The organism is Rummeliibacillus pycnus (genome assembly GCF_002884495.1).
GTDB classification, from domain to species: Bacteria; Bacillota; Bacilli; order Bacillales_A; family Planococcaceae; genus Rummeliibacillus; species Rummeliibacillus pycnus.
This window is the reverse complement of the sequence record NZ_KZ614145.1, coordinates 3,833,983-3,851,193: the sequence shown is the minus strand read 5'-3', so window position 1 is coordinate 3,851,193 and position 17,211 is coordinate 3,833,983. Positions and strand designations below refer to the sequence as shown.

Annotated in this window: 17 protein-coding genes; 8 read left to right on the top strand and 9 right to left on the bottom strand. The window is 34.6% G+C overall.

Annotation, left to right across the window (positions count from 1 at the left end):
- Positions 1-317: 317 nt before the first annotated feature.
- The gene (locus tag CEF14_RS18795) at positions 318-1,217 is read right to left on the bottom strand and encodes a DMT family transporter (protein WP_102694238.1); all 900 of its coding nucleotides are present in this window, start codon (positions 1,215-1,217) and stop codon (positions 318-320) included.
- A 125-nt stretch (positions 1,218-1,342) separates the two neighbouring features.
- On the opposite strand from CEF14_RS18795, the gene CEF14_RS18790 reads away from it, so the two are divergent.
- The 3 genes from CEF14_RS18790 to CEF14_RS18780 all read left to right on the top strand — a co-directional run bounded on the left by CEF14_RS18790 (position 1,343) and on the right by CEF14_RS18780 (position 3,416).
- Positions 1,343-2,068, top strand: coding sequence for an MgtC/SapB family protein (locus CEF14_RS18790; protein WP_102694237.1), 726 nt, complete (start codon positions 1,343-1,345; stop codon positions 2,066-2,068).
- Between the two features lie 12 nt (positions 2,069-2,080).
- On the top strand, positions 2,081-3,061 hold the full coding sequence (locus CEF14_RS18785; protein WP_102694236.1) for a cation diffusion facilitator family transporter: 981 nt from the start codon (positions 2,081-2,083) through the stop codon (positions 3,059-3,061).
- Between the two features lie 103 nt (positions 3,062-3,164).
- Positions 3,165-3,416 carry a DUF378 domain-containing protein gene (locus CEF14_RS18780; protein WP_102694235.1) on the top strand — a complete coding sequence of 84 codons (252 nt, stop codon included), beginning with the start codon at positions 3,165-3,167 and terminating at the stop codon, positions 3,414-3,416.
- 99 nt (positions 3,417-3,515) lie between these two features.
- On the opposite strand, the gene CEF14_RS18775 is transcribed toward CEF14_RS18780, so the two are convergent.
- The 3 genes from CEF14_RS18775 to pruA all read right to left on the bottom strand — a co-directional run bounded on the left by CEF14_RS18775 (position 3,516) and on the right by pruA (position 7,719).
- Positions 3,516-4,760, bottom strand: coding sequence for a Glu/Leu/Phe/Val family dehydrogenase (locus CEF14_RS18775; protein WP_102694234.1), 1,245 nt, complete (start codon positions 4,758-4,760; stop codon positions 3,516-3,518).
- 97 nt (positions 4,761-4,857) lie between these two features.
- Positions 4,858-6,057 (bottom strand): ornithine--oxo-acid transaminase, encoded by a 1,200-nt coding sequence (locus tag CEF14_RS18770; RefSeq protein ID WP_102694233.1) that lies wholly within the window; start codon positions 6,055-6,057, stop codon positions 4,858-4,860.
- Between the two features lie 117 nt (positions 6,058-6,174).
- On the bottom strand, positions 6,175-7,719 hold the full coding sequence (pruA, locus tag CEF14_RS18765) for an L-glutamate gamma-semialdehyde dehydrogenase (RefSeq protein WP_102694232.1): 1,545 nt from the start codon (positions 7,717-7,719) through the stop codon (positions 6,175-6,177).
- Between the two features lie 139 nt (positions 7,720-7,858).
- Between pruA and CEF14_RS18760 the strand changes: the two genes are divergently transcribed.
- The gene (locus CEF14_RS18760; RefSeq protein ID WP_102694231.1) at positions 7,859-9,166 is read left to right on the top strand and encodes an AAA-type ATPase lid domain-containing protein; all 1,308 of its coding nucleotides are present in this window, start codon (positions 7,859-7,861) and stop codon (positions 9,164-9,166) included.
- Positions 9,167-9,308: 142 nt separating this feature from the next.
- Here CEF14_RS18760 and yugI read toward each other — a convergent pair whose 3' ends face one another.
- Positions 9,309-9,686, bottom strand: a complete 378-nt coding sequence (yugI, locus tag CEF14_RS18755) for a S1 domain-containing post-transcriptional regulator GSP13 (protein ID WP_102694230.1) — start codon at positions 9,684-9,686, stop codon at positions 9,309-9,311.
- A 264-nt stretch (positions 9,687-9,950) separates the two neighbouring features.
- Here yugI and CEF14_RS18750 point away from each other — a divergent pair, with 264 nt between their 5' ends.
- Positions 9,951-11,291: a sodium-dependent transporter gene (locus CEF14_RS18750; RefSeq protein ID WP_102694229.1), complete on the top strand. Its 1,341-nt coding sequence runs from the start codon at positions 9,951-9,953 to the stop codon at positions 11,289-11,291.
- 102 nt (positions 11,292-11,393) lie between these two features.
- Positions 11,394-11,615: a helix-turn-helix domain-containing protein gene (locus CEF14_RS18745; protein WP_322788399.1), complete on the top strand. Its 222-nt coding sequence runs from the start codon at positions 11,394-11,396 to the stop codon at positions 11,613-11,615.
- Between the two features lie 102 nt (positions 11,616-11,717).
- Here the strand turns inward: CEF14_RS18745 and CEF14_RS18740 are convergent, their stop codons facing one another.
- Positions 11,718-11,978 carry a DUF1871 family protein gene (locus CEF14_RS18740; protein ID WP_102694228.1) on the bottom strand — a complete coding sequence of 87 codons (261 nt, stop codon included), beginning with the start codon at positions 11,976-11,978 and terminating at the stop codon, positions 11,718-11,720.
- A 76-nt stretch (positions 11,979-12,054) separates the two neighbouring features.
- On the opposite strand from CEF14_RS18740, the gene CEF14_RS18735 reads away from it, so the two are divergent.
- Positions 12,055-13,236: a MalY/PatB family protein gene (locus CEF14_RS18735; protein WP_102694227.1), complete on the top strand. Its 1,182-nt coding sequence runs from the start codon at positions 12,055-12,057 to the stop codon at positions 13,234-13,236.
- Positions 13,237-13,342: 106 nt separating this feature from the next.
- Here CEF14_RS18735 and CEF14_RS18730 read toward each other — a convergent pair whose 3' ends face one another.
- Together CEF14_RS18730 and CEF14_RS18725 are read right to left on the bottom strand one after the other, a co-directional pair.
- On the bottom strand, positions 13,343-13,555 hold the full coding sequence (locus CEF14_RS18730; protein ID WP_102694226.1) for a hypothetical protein: 213 nt from the start codon (positions 13,553-13,555) through the stop codon (positions 13,343-13,345).
- 15 nt (positions 13,556-13,570) lie between these two features.
- Positions 13,571-14,161 carry a peptidylprolyl isomerase gene (locus tag CEF14_RS18725; RefSeq protein ID WP_102694225.1) on the bottom strand — a complete coding sequence of 197 codons (591 nt, stop codon included), beginning with the start codon at positions 14,159-14,161 and terminating at the stop codon, positions 13,571-13,573.
- A gap of 402 nt (positions 14,162-14,563) precedes the next feature.
- On the opposite strand from CEF14_RS18725, the gene CEF14_RS18720 reads away from it, so the two are divergent.
- Positions 14,564-16,420: a transglycosylase domain-containing protein gene (locus tag CEF14_RS18720; protein ID WP_102694224.1), complete on the top strand. Its 1,857-nt coding sequence runs from the start codon at positions 14,564-14,566 to the stop codon at positions 16,418-16,420.
- Positions 16,421-16,476: 56 nt separating this feature from the next.
- Here the strand turns inward: CEF14_RS18720 and CEF14_RS18715 are convergent, their stop codons facing one another.
- Positions 16,477-17,037: a DUF5366 family protein gene (locus tag CEF14_RS18715; RefSeq protein ID WP_102694223.1), complete on the bottom strand. Its 561-nt coding sequence runs from the start codon at positions 17,035-17,037 to the stop codon at positions 16,477-16,479.
- Positions 17,038-17,211: the final 174 nt, after the last annotated feature.

Here is a 17,211-nt window from a genome sequence, read left to right as displayed (position 1 = left end):
GCCAGGATCAAACTCTCCATAAAAGTAAAGTTTGAAAGCTCATTTGCTTTGCTAGCGTTATCTATTGATAACAATTTGTCCTTATCACTAACAAATGTTAGTGATCAAAGTTTATTGATTAACGTTTGCTTGTTCAGTTTTCAAGGTTCATATTCATTGCCGTTTTCATTGTGACGACTTAAACATCTTATCATTTTGTTTTTTCTTTGTCAACAACTTTTCTGGAAAAGTTTTTTTAAGAAAAAAAATTAGATGAGATATATTTTTTTATCACGTCTTAACGACATGTTTTAATATACCTCATCTATTTTAATAAATCAATAGTTTTTTTGAAATAATTTTTTGATTTTCGATTCATCGATTACAAATAGTGTAATACCAGCTATAACAATAATTCCCCCAACAACTTGTGTAAGCACTAAATTTTCATTAAAAATAAAGTAAGCAAGAATTGAAGCCCCTACTGGTTCAAATAAAATAGCTATTGAAATTACATTAGCTGAAACCCATTTAAGTGACCAATTAAATAAATTGTGTCCTAAAAGATTTGGTACAATGGCTAATAATAAAAACCATACCCAATCCATGGTAGGATACGGACCAAATGATTCGCCTTTAAAGAGAATATAAAAAAACAGCGTAACGGTACTTGATGTATAAACAATAATTGTATATGTAGTCAATGACACTCTACTTCTAACTTCTTGTCCAAATAGCATATAACCCGTTACGAGTGCACATGCAATTAGCGCAAGCATATCTCCATAAAATGCTAAGCCCCCAATTTTAAAATCTCCCCAACTAATTAATATACTCCCTGCAATCGCAATAATACCTGAGAAGACAGTTTTAAAAGCAATCGGTTCCTTAAAGAAAATAAATGTACCAATAATCGCGAATAATGGTTGCAGTGTTACAAGAACCGTTGAACTAGCAACGGACGTATAGCGTAATGACTCAAACCATAATATAAAATGAAAGGCTAAGAATACACCAGCAATTATAGAAAAAATCCAGTCTTTTTTCTCAATATTTAAAACTTCTTTTCGATAATAAATTAAAAAAGTTGGTGTCATCAATAACACTGAAAAAAACATTCTATAAAACGCAATCACACCTGAATCTGCTGTCACCAATTTCACTAAGATAGCAGATGTTGAAACAGAAATGACCCCTATTATAATTGCAATTAATGGATGAATTTTTGGCTTATCCATCCGCTTCACCTCCAAAATACGTATAACACCTTTTTTATCATAGTTGTAAAATAGGATCATATTGTCTTTCATTTTGACACGTTCATTTTTTGGGCGCAAGCTGATTTTGGGAGGGAGAGATTATTATTGATACAATAGTCGGGAATTCAATTACATATGAAACCATTTTTAAACTTATTATTGCCGCCTTTTTGAGTTTAGGTATAGGCATTGAACGGGAACTTAAAAGAAAGCCCGTCGGATTAAAGACAAGTCTAGTCATTGCTACCTTCAGTTGTTTATTGACCATTATTTCAATTGAATCTGTATTTCACACAAAACCTGTTCCTGGAATTACGATATCAATGGATCCATTGCGTTTAGCAGCTCAGATTGTTAGTGGAATTGGTTTTTTGGGTGCTGGAGTCATACTACGAAAAGGTAACGATAGTATAAGCGGTCTTACAACTGCAGCCATGATTTGGGGATCTGCAGGTATTGGAATTGCTGTCGGTGCAGGCTTTTACCTCCAAGCGATTACCGCTGTTATCCTTGTTCTTATTGGTGTTGAAGTAATGGCCCCTCTGTTTTTTAAAATGGGTCCAAAACGTCTTCGAACAAAAGATGTTTCACTTACGCTCTATCTGAAAGATGCAAAAGACATACAAAATATATTAAAATATCTTAATAGTCACCATATGGAAGTGGATCATATTCGTATAAAGGATGTTCGATTGTCAAACAATGAAATACAGCACCAAGTAAATCTACGTTTTTCAGCCATATCGAAACAACTAGATACAATATCTTTATATAATGAGATAAAAAAACTTCCTTATACAGAAGAAGTAGAAATCGAAATATTGTCTTAAAGGGGTTAAATGATGAAAGAAATATGGAAACTTTTAAAAAACGGGAATAAGCCTTCCCTACTCGCAGCTTTCGTTAACTTATTTCTAGGTATTATCAAAGCTGTTGCGTTCTTTTTTACAGGGAATGTCGCAATGTTCGCAGAAATGATGCACTCTTTAGGCGATGCAGCAAATCAATTCTTTGTCTTTGTTGGTTCTGCGCTATCCAAAAAAGCCCCAACTAGACAGTTTCCTAAAGGATTTGGACGTGTTGTAAACTTAGTTTGTTTAGGTGCCGTTCTAATTGTTGGTATTTTATCTTATGAAACAATCGTAGAAGGATGGCATCAGATTCAACACCCAGCAGAATCCTCTAAAATGTGGATCAGTTTATCAGTATTAGCAATAGGTATTGTCATGGAAGGTTCAGTATTATTAAAAGCAGCATCAGAAATTTCTCGAGATGCAGGATTGAAATCAAATCCAATTACAGCCCTTCCAAAAGCCTTTACACATTTAAGTAGTGCAAAACCAGCCACAAAGTTAGTCTTTATGGAAGATCTAGTTGCAACATCTGGCGGCGTCCTTGCTTTTTTTGCAGTTCTTATTTCCCATTTCACAGGATTTTTGCAAGCGGAAGGTATCGCTTCAATACTGATTGGTATCATGATGTTCTACGTTGTAGGCGTTGTATTTTTAGAAAATGCTCGCGGCGTAATTGGCGAAACGGATGAAGAAATGCTTAATCATATTGCACATCTTGTTTTAGATGATCCAAATATCCACGATATAAAAAAATTGGTTGTATTAAAAGAAGGAGAATTCCTTCATGTCGAACTAATTGCTGAAGTTGACCCTACATTAAGCTTTGCCTATGTAGATGATATTCGTGATCACTTAGTTGAATTAATATTATCCCAAAAAAATGTATCAAAAGTTCATATTTCATTTGATGAAGATAACGGTGTTTTAGAATGGAATCATGTTAGTGATCGCCCTGATGAATTAGGGTAATAAAAGAAAAATGCGAAGAGATATTTAAACTCTTCGCATTTTTCTTTTCAGCGATTGAATGATTTTCAGTTTTAAACCACAAACTAATTATGGAGGTGATTCAATGAGTGGATTACAGAGATTTGCTCTCTTCTTACTTGTTATCGGGGGACTTAATTGGGGACTACTAGGTATCTTCCAATTTGACGTTGTTGCTACCTTATTCCGTGATGGACAAGCAAGTTTTGGAGCACGTGCATTATACACAATCATTGGGATTGCAGGCCTTATTAGTTTGAGTACATTATTTACTCCTTATAGAGTACCGCATCGTGCAGTGAAAAAGGACAATGTTCGTCCTTTAAAAAGTGTATAATAAGCATCTAAACAGACTAGCTTTGTAAGTTTGAGAGAGAAAGTTCAACATTATAAAAAAACGGAGAACAATTTTCATTGTTCTCCACTTTTTATTTGCCTATACCCAACCTCTGAAACGAGATGCTTCAGCAGTTTTACGAACCCCAACCATATATGCAGCTAAACGCATATCAATATTTCGAGTTGTTGCTACGTTGTATACATTATCAAATGCTTCTACCATTTTCTTTGTTAATTTTTCATTTACTTCTTCTTCTGACCAATAGTAGCCTTGGTTATTTTGTACCCATTCGAAGTAAGAAACTGTTACGCCACCAGCACTTGCTAATACGTCTGGTACTAATAAAATACCTCGTTCATAAAGTATTTTAGTAGCTTCTGTTGTAGTTGGACCATTTGCTGCTTCTACTACAATTTTCGCACGAATATTATGTGCATTTTCTGCAGTGATTTGATTTTCAATTGCTGCAGGAACAAGAATATCACAGTCCAGTTCAAGTAACTCTTGGTTTGAAATTGTATTTTCAAACAATGTAGTTACTGTACCAAAGCTATCACGTCGGTCTAGTAAATAATCAATATCCAAGCCATCAGGATCATGTAAAGCACCATAAGCATCTGAAATACCAATTACTTTCGCACCTAAGTCACTCATAAATTTAGCTAAGAAACTTCCTGCATTACCGAAACCTTGAATCACAACACGTGCGTCTTTAATATTAATATTGCGACGTTTCGCAGCTTCTTCGATAATAATTGTAACACCTTGAGCAGTTGCACGATCACGACCTTGCGAGCCACCCAGAACAATTGGTTTACCTGTGATGAAACCTGGTGAGTTGAATTCGTCAATACGACTGTACTCATCCATCATCCAAGCCATAATTTGAGAGTTTGTGAAAACATCAGGAGCTGGAATATCTTTTGTTGGACCTACAATTTGACTTGTTGCACGAACATATCCACGGCTTAAACGTTCTACTTCTCCCATTGACATTTGACGTGGGTCACAAATTACGCCGCCTTTACCGCCACCATACGGTAGATCAACGATACCTGCTTTTAAAGTCATCCACATAGATAAAGCTTTTACTTCTTCCTCTGAGACTTGAGGGTGGAAGCGAACGCCACCTTTAGTAGGACCTACAGCATCATTATGTTGCGCACGGTAACCTGTAAATACTTTTACAGAACCATCATCCATTTTCACTGGAATACGTACTTCCAACATACGAAGTGGCTCTTTTAAAAGTTCATACATTGCTTCGTCATAACCAAGTTTTTGAAGAGCTTTCTTTATAACAGCTTGAGTAGATGTAAACAGGTTTAGATTTTCTGCCATTTGATTTTTTCGCCTCTTTTATCCTTAATAATGGTTAATAATAGTACTAGGTGCAAACATTGTAACATAGTTCACCGTCTATGTTGAATATTTATGTTTATTTTTTAAAGACTTCTCGAATTTTATCCAATGCCCAGTCCAATTCTTCTTTTGAAATGACTAAAGGTGGAGCAAATCGAATCACTGTATCATGTGTTTCTTTACATAATAAACCATATTCCATTAATTTCTCACAGAATGGGCGAGCTTCTGTGTTGAGTTCCATTCCAATAAATAACCCACGTCCTCTTACTTCTTTAATGGCTTCGTTTTCTATTTTATTCAGTTCATCTACAAAATATTGCCCAAGTTCTAGTGAACGCTCTGCAAGTTTTTCGTCCCGCAAAACAGTTAATGATGCAATTGAAACTGCACACGCCATTGGATTGCCGCCAAATGTTGAACCATGCGATCCAGGGTTAAAGACACCCAGAATGTCTTTACTAGATACAACACAAGAAATTGGGAAAACGCCACCACCAAGTGCTTTACCTAAGATGTACATATCAGGATCTACATTTTCCCATTCGCACGCAAACATTTTTCCTGTACGCCCAAGTCCTACTTGAATTTCATCAGCTATAAACAAAACATTATTTTCGCGACATAGCTCTCGAGCGGCTTTTAAGTATCCTGCAGGTGGAATAATAATTCCTGCTTCGCCTTGAATTGGTTCAACTAAAAACGCCGCAGTATTTGGTGTAATAGCTGCTTTTAATGCCTCTAAATCACCATAATCAACAAGCTTGATACCTGGTAGCAATGGACCAAATCCTCGACGATATTCAGCATCCGAAGTTAATGAAACCGCTAACATTGTTCGACCATGGAAGTTTCCGTTACAAGCTATGACTTCAGCTTTTCCTTCTTCTACACCTTTCGTATCATAAGCCCAACGACGAGCTGCTTTAAACGCTGTTTCAACTGCTTCAGCACCAGTATTCATAGGTAAAACCATTTCTTTTCCTGTAAACTCACATACTAATTCATACCACGGTCCAAGTTGATCACTATGAAATGCGCGAGAAGTCAACGTTACTCGATCTGCTTGATCTTTTAAAGCTTGAATAATTTTTGGATGACGGTGACCTTGGTTTAAAGCTGAATAAGCAGATAGCATATCCATATATTTATTTCCTTCAGGATCTTTCACCCATACACCTTCAGCTTCAGCGATAACGATTGGTAGTGGCAAATAGTTTTTTGCACCATATTCATTTGTCTGAGCTATAATTTTTTCAGTCCCTGTTAATACCATATATAAATCCCCCTTGTGCTTACGTGTAAAAAATAATCCCCTTCGATGTAAAAACTATTTCTATCATGAAGCAGGCAAAAATAGTAATCTCTTGCCTGCTATTAAATTCCCAATCTACTAAAGTGTTTCTGATACTGATTTAGATTGCATGTGTAGTAGTAAGAAATCTGGTCCACCTGCTTTAGAGCAAGTACCTGACATGTTGTAACCACCAAATGGTTGATAGCCTACAATTGCCCCTGTACAACCACGATTAATATAAAGGTTTCCTACAAAGAATTCTTCACGAGCTTTTTCGATATGATCTCGATTTGTAGAAATAACAGCACCTGTTAAGCCATATTCTGTATTATTTGCCACTTCGATTGCTTCATCAAAATCTTTTGCTTTTGAAAGTGCAACAATAGGGCCAAAGATTTCTTCTTGCATTAAACGTGCATCATGTGCAACATCTGCAACAACTGTTGGGTTTACAAAATAACCTACAGAATCATCAGCAGTACCCCCTGCAACAATACGGCCTTCGTTGTTTGCCACTTCAAAGTAGCTAGTTACTTTTTTGAATGCAGCTGCATCAATTACTGTTGCCATAAAGTTATTGTAATTAACTGGATCACCTACAGTTAAGGCATTTGTTAGTTCCACTACACGATTCACTACTTGATCATATACATCTTCCACGATGACAGCACGAGAACATGCTGAACATTTTTGGCCACTGAAGCCAAATGCTGATTTAACAATCGATTGAGCGGCTAGTTCAAGATCTGCTTCTTTATCTACAACAATTGTGTCTTTACCACCCATTTCAGCAATAACACGTTTAATCCAGATTTGCCCTTGGTTTTGAACAGCTGCACGTTGATTGATCCGTAGACCTACATCACGTGAACCTGTGAAACTGATAAAACGTGTGCGTGGATGATCAACTAAATAATCACCAACTTCTGCCCCTGATCCTGGTATGTAGTTTACTACACCGGCTGGAAGTCCTGCCTCTTCAAGAATTTCCATAAATTTATATGCAATGATTGGAGTTGTTGAAGCAGGTTTTAACAATACGGTGTTCCCTGTTACCATAGCAGCTACTGTTGTACCTGCCATAATTGCAAATGGGAAATTCCAAGGAGAAATCACTACACCTACTCCTAAAGGAATATATCCAAATTTATTATATTCACCTGGACGACTTTGAACTGGTTTACCGTCTTTTAGCTCAAGCATTTGACGGGCATAATATTCCATGAAGTCAATCGCTTCTGCTGTATCTGCATCCGCTTCAACCCATGGCTTACCAGCTTCCAAAGTCATAAGAGCTGACATTTCATGACGGCGACGCTTTGTAATAGCTGCGGCTTTGAAAAGAATATCAGCGCGTACTTCAGGTTTCACTTTGCTCCAAGTTTTAAATGTTTCATCAGCAATTTTCATTGCCTTTTCAGCAAGCTCTTGATTTGCTTTTGATACTGTACCTACTACCTCTGTTTTTTTCGCAGGATTGTAAGATACAATTTTGTCTTCAGTTGTTATTCTTTCCCCACCAATAATCAACGGATAATCTTGCCCAAGTTCACTTTGTACTTTTTGTAAAGCTTCTTGATATGCTTGACGATTTTCCTCTTTCGAAAAATCTGTTAATGGTTCTGTTTTGTACGGAATCATTTCATATCCTCCTTTGTGATCGTGAGTGCAAAAAATATTTGCATTCACTTCCCTTTTACACTTATAATAATGCAAAATATAATTGCATTTTTCAAGTGGAAATTATAAAAAAAATCTAAAAACTTTTCAGGTGATCAATATGGAGATACAAAAAGATGAATTACTGCCGTTTTATCAATTTGCTACTGAACATGTTTCAGTCGGTATACATGCAGTAGATATAAACGGTAAAACTATAATCTATAATGAAAAGATGAGGGAAATTGAGGGACTTCATTTATCAGATATTCGTGATCGTTCAATACTAGAACTTTTCCAATTCGAAAAAGAAGACAGTACATTGTTACAAGTACTCCAATCAGCGAAGCCTATTTTAAATGTAAAACAAACATATTGGAATCAAAATGGTCATGAGATTACTACCATTAATGATACCTATCCAATACAAGAAAATAATCAGCTTCTTGGAGCTATTGAAATTGCAAGAGACATTACTACATTAGAAAAATTGGTTTACCAACCGCTACGGCGTTATGGTGAACCCATTACATTTAATACAATTACAGCTGTTTCTGAACCAATGCGTGAAGTAATCGATACTGCCAAAAAAGCTGCTGCTGCTAGACTACCTGTATTACTTATTGGGGAATCCGGAACAGGTAAAGATCTAATTGCAGAAGCTATTCATCATGAATCTACGCCAACAAATGAAAATTTCATCACTTATTTCTGTAATCGAACAGATACCACAATGCTTGAACGTTTAAAAAAACAATTACAAACCAGTGATAGTAGCACTATTTTCTGTGAGCGAATTGAATATTTATCACTCGAATTACAACAAGAATGTCTAACATTACTCGAAGAGCATAGGCAAGATTCTCATTTATTTATCGCAAGCATAGGTGGAGATCCCATTGATTTAATCGCCTCTGGGGAATTATTGAAGGAACTTTACTATTTTTTTGCAGCTGTTTCGATTATTGTTCCTCCACTCCGTAAACGTAGAGAAGATATTAAACCGTTTATTAACGATTATTTACGACGCTACGAAACATTATTTGGTAAAAAGCTACAGGGAATGTCTAGAGAAGTTGAACAATTATTTATGTACTATGATTGGCCCGGAAACTTGAAAGAACTAGAAATTTTACTTGATGATATGATGACGATGGTAACTAACGAAGAACAGATTACCTATGAGTTGTTACCTATTCACTTTAAGTGGAAAGCACAAGACTTTAATTCTTCAGCAAAAACCCCAAACGATTTTGTTGTGCATAATGATAAAGAACTTTTACCTCTAGATGATTATTTGCGTGGGGCAGAAGAATATTATTTAAATAAAGTACTGGATATGTACGACCATAATATCACGAAAGCCTCAGAAGCACTTGGGATGAGTCGTCAAAATTTACAATATCGAATTCGTAAAATGAAAAAGTAATTCAATCAACAGTAACATTTATATTCAAATGGAGAAGCACCTTAATTTTTGAAAGGTGCTTTTTCTTTTGTTTCATCAAATTTTTTTGGGTAAAACAAAAAGCTACTTCGCATGTAATCTTTTGCGAAATAGCTTTTGTTTTTTACTTAATACCCGATTCTTCAATCCAATCACGCAATTTTACTTTTAGGGAATTAAAACCAACAGAATCGCTCTCATCCACACGATCTTGAAGTGTTTTTCGAGGTGATAACTCTTTACGCTTCATTAGAGGGCGTTCTTGCAGTGCACGGATTGATAAACTTATTTTTTTTGCATCTGCATCAACCTCAAGTACCTTCACTTGAACTTCTTGACCAATGTTAATGAAATCTGTGATGCATTTAACAAAACCGTACGTAATCTCCGAAATATGCACGAGACCTTGCGTTGTTTCATCTAATGCAACAAATGCGCCATATGGCTGGATTCCCGTTACTTTCCCTGTAAGCACATCTCCTACTTCATATTTTTTTGCCATTTGTCCTTCCTACTTTCCGTGACTTCTATATACATTTTTTCACGTAAATTATAGCATAGTCCTTTGAACTCGAGCAAAGAATCCTTGTAGTTAAAGTAAATAACGATCGATTAAGGATGCAAACTGAAAGAAAAATTACAATCTAAATACTTTTTATTAATTGAAAACGTGTGATTTTTCTTATTAGTATTAAAATTTCTATACAACCAAGTCAGATATTGTTGTAAAATAGAACAATCCTTAAGTTAAAGGAGGACATAAATAGTGTCAAATAGGGATCAATTCGCATCAAAAATAGGATTTATATTAGCTGCTGCAGGTAGCGCTATTGGATTAGGGGCTATCTGGAAATTTCCATATATGGCAGGTACTAATGGTGGTAGTGTATTTATTATGCTATTTATTTTATGTACTTTAATAATTGGACTGCCTATATTATTAGCTGAATTTATGATTGGACGCCGTGGACAAACAGATGCTATTAATTCGTTTAAAAAACAAGCACCTGGTACTGCCTGGTTTTTAACAGGATGGGCAGGTTTTATATTTTCTTCTATTATCTTATCTTTTTATAGTGTTGTCGGAGGTTGGATTTTAAGCTATATTGTTCGGGCAATTACATTTAAACTGACAAGTAATAGTCAAGATTATTATGGTCAGCTTTTTACCTCTCTTACAAAAAGTCCTTGGGAAGTAGTTATAGCGCAAGGTGCATTCATGTTCCTTACTATTTGGATTGTTCAAGGTGGTGTGAAAAATGGTATTGAAAAAGCAAGTAAATGGATGATGCCTCTACTCTTTATCTTCTTTATTGTGCTTGCTATTCGTTCTCTAACCTTGGATGGAGCAATTGAAGGTATTAAATTTATGTTTGTACCAGACTGGTCTTATTTGAATGGTAAAACATTCTTACTAGCGATGGGACAAGCATTTTTCTCATTGAGTATTGGTGTTGCTGCAATGATGACTTATGCATCTTATTTGCCTAAGAAAGAGAATATTGTCAATTCTGCAGTGAACGTTGCTTGGATGAATATCCTCATTTCACTTCTTGCAGGTCTCGTTATTTTCCCTGCAGTCTTTGCACTTGGTTTCACACCCGATCAAGGTCCTGGACTTGTATTTATTGTTTTACCAGCTGTTTTCCAACACATTCCGTTTGGTTCAATCTTTATGATTATTTTCTTTATCTTATTATTATTTGCAACAATAACTTCTGCAATTGCAATGCTAGAAATTGTCGTAGCTTCAGCTATGGGCAACAAATATGAACAACGCAAGAAATACTCTTGGCTATGTGGATTAGGAATTTTCATCGTTGGGATTCCTAGTGCTTTATCATTTGGTGTACTCTCTAAAGTACATTTACTAGGAAAATCAATTTTTGACTTTGCTGATTTTATCACTAGTAACATTGGTATGTTACTTGGTGCAATTCTAGTTTCTATTTTTGCAGGCTATAAAATTACAAAAGCTGATGCTTTTAATGAATTAGCAACAAATTCTTGGCTATTCAATACTTGGCGAATTCTCGTACGATATATAGCGCCAATTGCTATCATAATTGTCTTTATCCAAGGAATGTATGCAAACTTTTTTAAATAATAAAATTTTCAAACTTTTTTCATTACCACTTAATTTTTCTGCTTTAAACCGTGATATAATATATTTCATATAAAAAAGGAAAATTAAGAGGGGTGCTTATTTATGATGAAAGAGAATCTTCATACTCAATTAAATTTGTTACGTAGAGAACGTAATCTTACATTAGATGAGTTAGCATTAAAAACTCGAGTAGGTGTTGAAAAGTTAGCACGCTATGAATCTGGTGAAGATATACCTTCTGAGCAAACATTATTAAAGCTCTCAAATGCCCTTGAAGTTCCAGTTTCTAACTTATTAGATGGATTACAAAGAAATAGCAATTAACAAATAAAAAGGCCTATCCTTAAAATGATTAATAGCTTTTAAGGATAGGCTTTTCTCTTTTACTCAATGATGTTAGCAAAATCGTATCTAAAAAAGGAAATTTTATAAAATACATTTTGCTTCAAATTTTATGGCTAAAAGTTTATAGGAGATTTCAACACATTTTTCAATAGGAATCCATTGTTCGAACGATTGCTCATAAATAGTTTGAATGACTTTTCCTAATTCTGAAGGATCATTGATACTTTGCAGAGCAGCTACTACATCTGCTGCTTCTGTATCATAAGTAAAATTATCCATTTCAAATGGATTCCAATTTTCTAAAGTTAGTATGGCTTTTCTATTCATCTCAACATTTTCCATTAAATTTCACCTAATTTACTTTTCTATGTTAATGGTTATGATAACATAATTGATAAAAAAGAAAAGAGGGATATGCTTGAATCATTTAGATCATATAGAAAATAGAATTCAAACAAACTCTATCAAATGGGATAAAATTTCACCAGTTTTCCATTTGGAAGATACATCAGATATTCTTCCAATGTGGATAGCTGATATGGATTTTGCTGCACCTAAGGTACTAATTGAGGCACTAGAAAAAAGACTCAATCACCCTATCTTTGGCTATTCCTACGAAAGTGACACTTCTACAAACGCCTTTACTTCTTGGGTGGAAAGACGACATGGATTATCGATTCAACCTAATTGGGTTCTTTACCATCAAGGAGTAGTACCAGCTATAGCTTCAATTATTGAAACATTCACAACCGAAAATGATGCAGTTATTATTACGCCTCCTGTTTATTCGCCATTCTTCCATGTACCAAAGCGATTAAACCGTACGGTAAAAGAGTGCCCACTAATTGAAAAAGATGGGATCTATACATTTGACTTTGAAAAATTCGATCATATTTCATCTGCTGATCATGTAAAATTATTTATCTTCTGTCATCCACACAATCCTGGTGGTATTGAATGGCCAGAAGAAGTTTTACTAGAAATTATTCGTATTTGTAATAAGAATGATGTACTGATTCTTTCTGATGAAATTCATGCAGATTTAATGTTAGATGGAAATAAACATACACCCATCCAAAAGATTGCTGGTCCTCTGCAAAATCAAGTTATTACTTGTATGGCTCCTACAAAGACCTTTAATATCGCAGGTATTCAAGTAGCCATGATGATTGTTCCAGACGATCAAAAGAGACGCAAATTAAAAAAGAATGCGAATATGCATGCTCAAATGGGATTAAATATTTTTGCTACAACAGCTGTTGAAGCAGTCTACTCAGCTGAAGGTGAATTTTGGCTTGAAGAACTTTTACCTTACCTTTCAGCAAATATGGATTTAGTCATTGAAAAAATCACGAACGCTATTCCAGAAATTAAAATTCATAAGTCTCAAGCAACTTACTTATTATGGATTGATTATCGGGATACAGGATTGAAAGAAAACGAGGTAATGGAACGTTTACTTAAAGTAGGAAGATTAGCATTAGAGCCTGGTACAAAATTCGGTGAACAAGGCAATGGCTTTTTACGCATGAACGTAGCTTGTCCAAGAGAAATGGTACTTGATGGCATCAATCGCTTTATAAAAGCTTTTACAAAATAGAAACTAGCTAAGTGCTCTAAGGACTGCAATGTTTTCCTTAGAACAGTTCTAACATAAGCAACAAAAAAATCCTGTACAAGCGAGCTCATACAGGATTTTTTATTATTTAGTGTTGATTTGAAGAAGACTGTTTTTCTTTTAAGATTTTTTCTTCTAGTTCTCTTGTTTTTTCTAGGTCTTTTCTTGCTTTCTTTCTGAAGAAATTAAAAACAAGGATACATAAAATAAGAATAATTGCCAACTCTATTGCAGCGGGAATATATTCTGATTTATTGTCAGGAAAATATAAGAACTCGTTTAAAATCCAAAGATTCATCATGAATTCGTCTCCTTATTATTTTTCAATCACTTTAATTGATTCAATCACAACATCTTCAACTGGTTTGTCTTGGAAACCTTTTTCAACGTTTGCAATGTCGTCAACAACATTCATGCCTTCCACTACTTGACCGAACACAGTGTGTTTTCCATCTAACCATGGAGTACCACCATGTTCTTTATAAGCATTGATTACTTCTTCAGGGAAACCAGCATCTCGCATTTGACCAATCATATTGGCTGGTACTTCTTTCATTTGTACAATGAAGAATTGACTACCATTTGTGTTTGGACCTGCGTTTGCCATAGAAAGAGCACCACGAATATTCATTAATTCAGGAGCAAATTCATCTTCAAAAGAATGCCCATAAATACTTTCTCCACCCATACCTGTACCAGTTGGATCGCCACCTTGGATCATGAAATCTTTGATAACACGGTGGAAAATAATCCCTTCGTAATATCCGTTTTTAGCATGTGTTAAAAAGTTTTCGACAGTTTTTGGTGCTAATTCAGGGAATAGTTTAATTTTGATAGCACCTAGTGAAGTTTTCATTTCTACTAGCACTTCGTTTGCTGCTACTTCCGATGTTAATTGTGGGTACATTATTGCATCTCCTTTAAATAAATTATAGTGTTTTCAACTATATATTGGAAAAGTGATTAGATGGTTTGTTTTATGAAACGCCATTCACTTTACACATATAATCATTAATTTTTCCATATCCTGTCCTAGTCTAACATAAAAACGAGGATTTTTCAGTCCACAACATTGTTATTTGATTTTTAAACACCTCATAGCTTAATCGATTTGCTTTCGTCTCAGGAGTTGCACCTTTCGCAGCATTAAAAGGGACATTATCAATATCCTATAGCAGTTCCTGTTTCTTGAACGATTCTATTAAAATATTACTTCTATAGTCCAACTCTTATTAGAAATGTGCTATTCTGTTAAATGGTAGTGTAATCAATTTAACACCTATACATAGGACTAAAGAGGAGGATACTTTTGAGAAAAATAGTAGGTAGTCTTATTATTATTTGCAGTCTTCCTCTGCTATTTTTTCTTTTTGAAAAAATTTCAACTGAAGTACAAACGGCAAAAGCCTTTGAAAAACAGTTTACATCGAATATTCAATTAGATGCTCCTAATGTGCTCGTACCGACTATACTCAAGGATCGAAATAACAAAGTGTTTTCCGAAGAATACACAGAGTGGCGAAAGCCATTAGGACTTGCCGATATCCCTGAATTTGTACAACAACTATTTATCACTAGCGAAGATACGAACTTTTACAATCATATAGGTTTTGATTTAACTGGGATTGCTCGTGCTTTTATGGCAAATAGATCCAGTGGTACAGCATCACAAGGTGGTAGTACAATCACACAACAACTTGTTCGTATGCGGTATTTATCTCAAGAAAAAACATATGAACGTAAAATGCTCGAAATTTTTTATGCTTACGAACTTGAGCGAAAGACTACAAAAGATGAAATTTTGAACATGTATTTAAATGAAATGTATTTTAGTAATGGTGCTTATGGAATCAATGGTGCGGCAACTTACTATTTCAATAAACCAGTCTATAAATTGTCTAAAGCACAAATGGCATTTATCGCTGCGATTCCAAATAATCCATCACTCTATGATCCTTTAAGACATTTCAAAAATACCAAAAAAAGACAAGAGCGTCTAATAGATAAATTAGTAGAAAAAAATATTCTATCAAAACAAGAAGCTGAAAAAATTAAAAAAGAAAAAATTGTCATTAAATTGAAGAAGAAAAAGCAACTGTACCCTGCTTATAGCACTTATGTCATGAATGAATTTCGTTCACTAATAGCGACAAAAGAAGGGTATAATGATCAGTTACAAGTAGCAAAAACGTCTCAACAACGAAAAGCGATCAATATTAAACTTTCGAATCGTGTTAACAAACTATTAAGTCAAGGTCTGATCATTAATACAGCTCTTTCACCTTCAAAAGAAGCTGCTGATACTACAAATATTAATCGGATACTAGAAAATCGTGGGAATTTACAAGCTTCAGCCGTTGTGATTGACAACACAAATCGTGAAATCATCAGTATTTATGCCGGTAAAGGTTATAAAAAATATGATTATAACAGAGCTTACCAAGGTGCTCGTCAACCTGGTTCAGCCTTTAAACCACTAATCGATTATGCTCCTTATTTTGAAGAGACACATGCTACTCCATTTACATATGTTAGTGGTGCACCTTTCTGTATAGGAAATTATTGTCCTCAAAACTATGGGGGGCAAGTACTTGGAAATGTAACAATTCAACAAGGTTTCCGAAATAGTTATAACACTGTGGCTATGAGATTGTTCCATCAACTCGGGATTAAAAAGGCTTTTTCTTACTTAAAACCATTCCAATTTGATTCATTGACAAAGCAAGATCATGTCTATTCTGCAGCAATTGGTGGGTTAACTCATGGGGTTACAACAGCTGAATTAGCAGACGCATATACTAGTTTTATCAATGGCGATTATCGTCCAGTACACACAATACGTAGTGTTAAGGATAGTAACGGTAATGTACTTTACAAGTGGGATAGCAAAAACAAACAAGTTTGGTCATCAAGTACTGTGTCTCATATTCGATTCTTAATGTCAGATGTTGTTCAACACGGGACTGGTGTAGGAATTCATGTGAATGCCCCCTATGTAGGTGCTAAAACAGGAACAACCAATGATTACAGAGATTTCTGGCTTGCAGGATTAACTAATCGTTATACATCTGCTGTATGGCTTGGTTATGACCGCCCTCAAAATATGGAAGGCCTTGAAAATGCAAAAATTCATCATCGTATTTTTTCAAGTATTATGAGTAACTAAAAAAAGCTATTCGAAGTGATATCATTTCGAATAGCTTTTTTCAAAACTCTATTTTATTAGGAGAATGGTAAGCTGGAGACAATTCCATTATAAAGTTTAAATACTACATAAATAATTAATGTTAGAAGGATAAACCATATAACAATTTCAAAAAGCATAACGCCAACCGTAGCACTAAATGTCATATAATTACTTAATTTGTATACAACATAAACAAAATAAATAAAAGTTGTCGCAATAAAAATTGCTAATAAAATCCAAAACGATTGAATTCCGATAGCTGAAGCTAAAGAACCAAAGAAAAAGATGACATTTCCTCCACGTGCTTCATGTACTGTTTTTCCATCTAAATCTTTTGAGAAAAAAAGCATTGCAAGTTCATGAATTGTTTCTCCGATTAGTTTTAAGGCTGAAAATAACATGAAATAACATAATGCAAATACAACTAATAAAAAGACTCGCATTTGTATTTCAGATAATAATTCACGCATTCCCGTATAAACACCAACTGATTTGAATAGTACAATGGATTCTGTCACTGTAAATAAACCGAAAGTTAGACTAAATAATATAATCGTTATTAATGGCAAATATCCGTAGACATATGGATTTTTCATTTCTAAAATTCCTCTTTTTTTATTATTTCTTCTCTAATAATAGCTAAAAACTCATTCACCTATCAAGGGGAATCAAGTAAAATACTACTAAATTTGAGAAGAATGGATAAATTATTTAAAACTATTATTCCAACATCCAAAAAGCTTTTACCTACAAAAGTAGGTAAAAGCTTT

Coding starts and splice junctions, on each gene's coding strand:
- CEF14_RS18740 (WP_102694228.1), bottom strand. CDS start 11,978: ATGGAAAATGTTGAGATGAATAGAAAAGCCATACTAACTTTAGAAAAT.
- CEF14_RS18775 (WP_102694234.1), bottom strand. CDS start 4,760: ATGGCAGAAAATCTAAACCTGTTTACATCTACTCAAGCTGTTATAAAG.
- pruA (WP_102694232.1), bottom strand. CDS start 7,719: ATGATTCCGTACAAAACAGAACCATTAACAGATTTTTCGAAAGAGGAA.
- CEF14_RS18745 (WP_322788399.1), top strand. CDS start 11,394: ATGATGAAAGAGAATCTTCATACTCAATTAAATTTGTTACGTAGAGAA.
- CEF14_RS18780 (WP_102694235.1), top strand. CDS start 3,165: ATGAGTGGATTACAGAGATTTGCTCTCTTCTTACTTGTTATCGGGGGA.
- CEF14_RS18770 (WP_102694233.1), bottom strand. CDS start 6,057: ATGGTATTAACAGGGACTGAAAAAATTATAGCTCAGACAAATGAATAT.
- CEF14_RS18785 (WP_102694236.1), top strand. CDS start 2,081: ATGAAAGAAATATGGAAACTTTTAAAAAACGGGAATAAGCCTTCCCTA.
- CEF14_RS18715 (WP_102694223.1), bottom strand. CDS start 17,037: ATGAAAAATCCATATGTCTACGGATATTTGCCATTAATAACGATTATA.
- CEF14_RS18760 (WP_102694231.1), top strand. CDS start 7,859: ATGGAGATACAAAAAGATGAATTACTGCCGTTTTATCAATTTGCTACT.
- CEF14_RS18730 (WP_102694226.1), bottom strand. CDS start 13,555: ATGATGAATCTTTGGATTTTAAACGAGTTCTTATATTTTCCTGACAAT.
- CEF14_RS18795 (WP_102694238.1), bottom strand. CDS start 1,217: ATGGATAAGCCAAAAATTCATCCATTAATTGCAATTATAATAGGGGTC.
- yugI (WP_102694230.1), bottom strand. CDS start 9,686: ATGGCAAAAAAATATGAAGTAGGAGATGTGCTTACAGGGAAAGTAACG.
- CEF14_RS18725 (WP_102694225.1), bottom strand. CDS start 14,161: ATGTACCCACAATTAACATCGGAAGTAGCAGCAAACGAAGTGCTAGTA.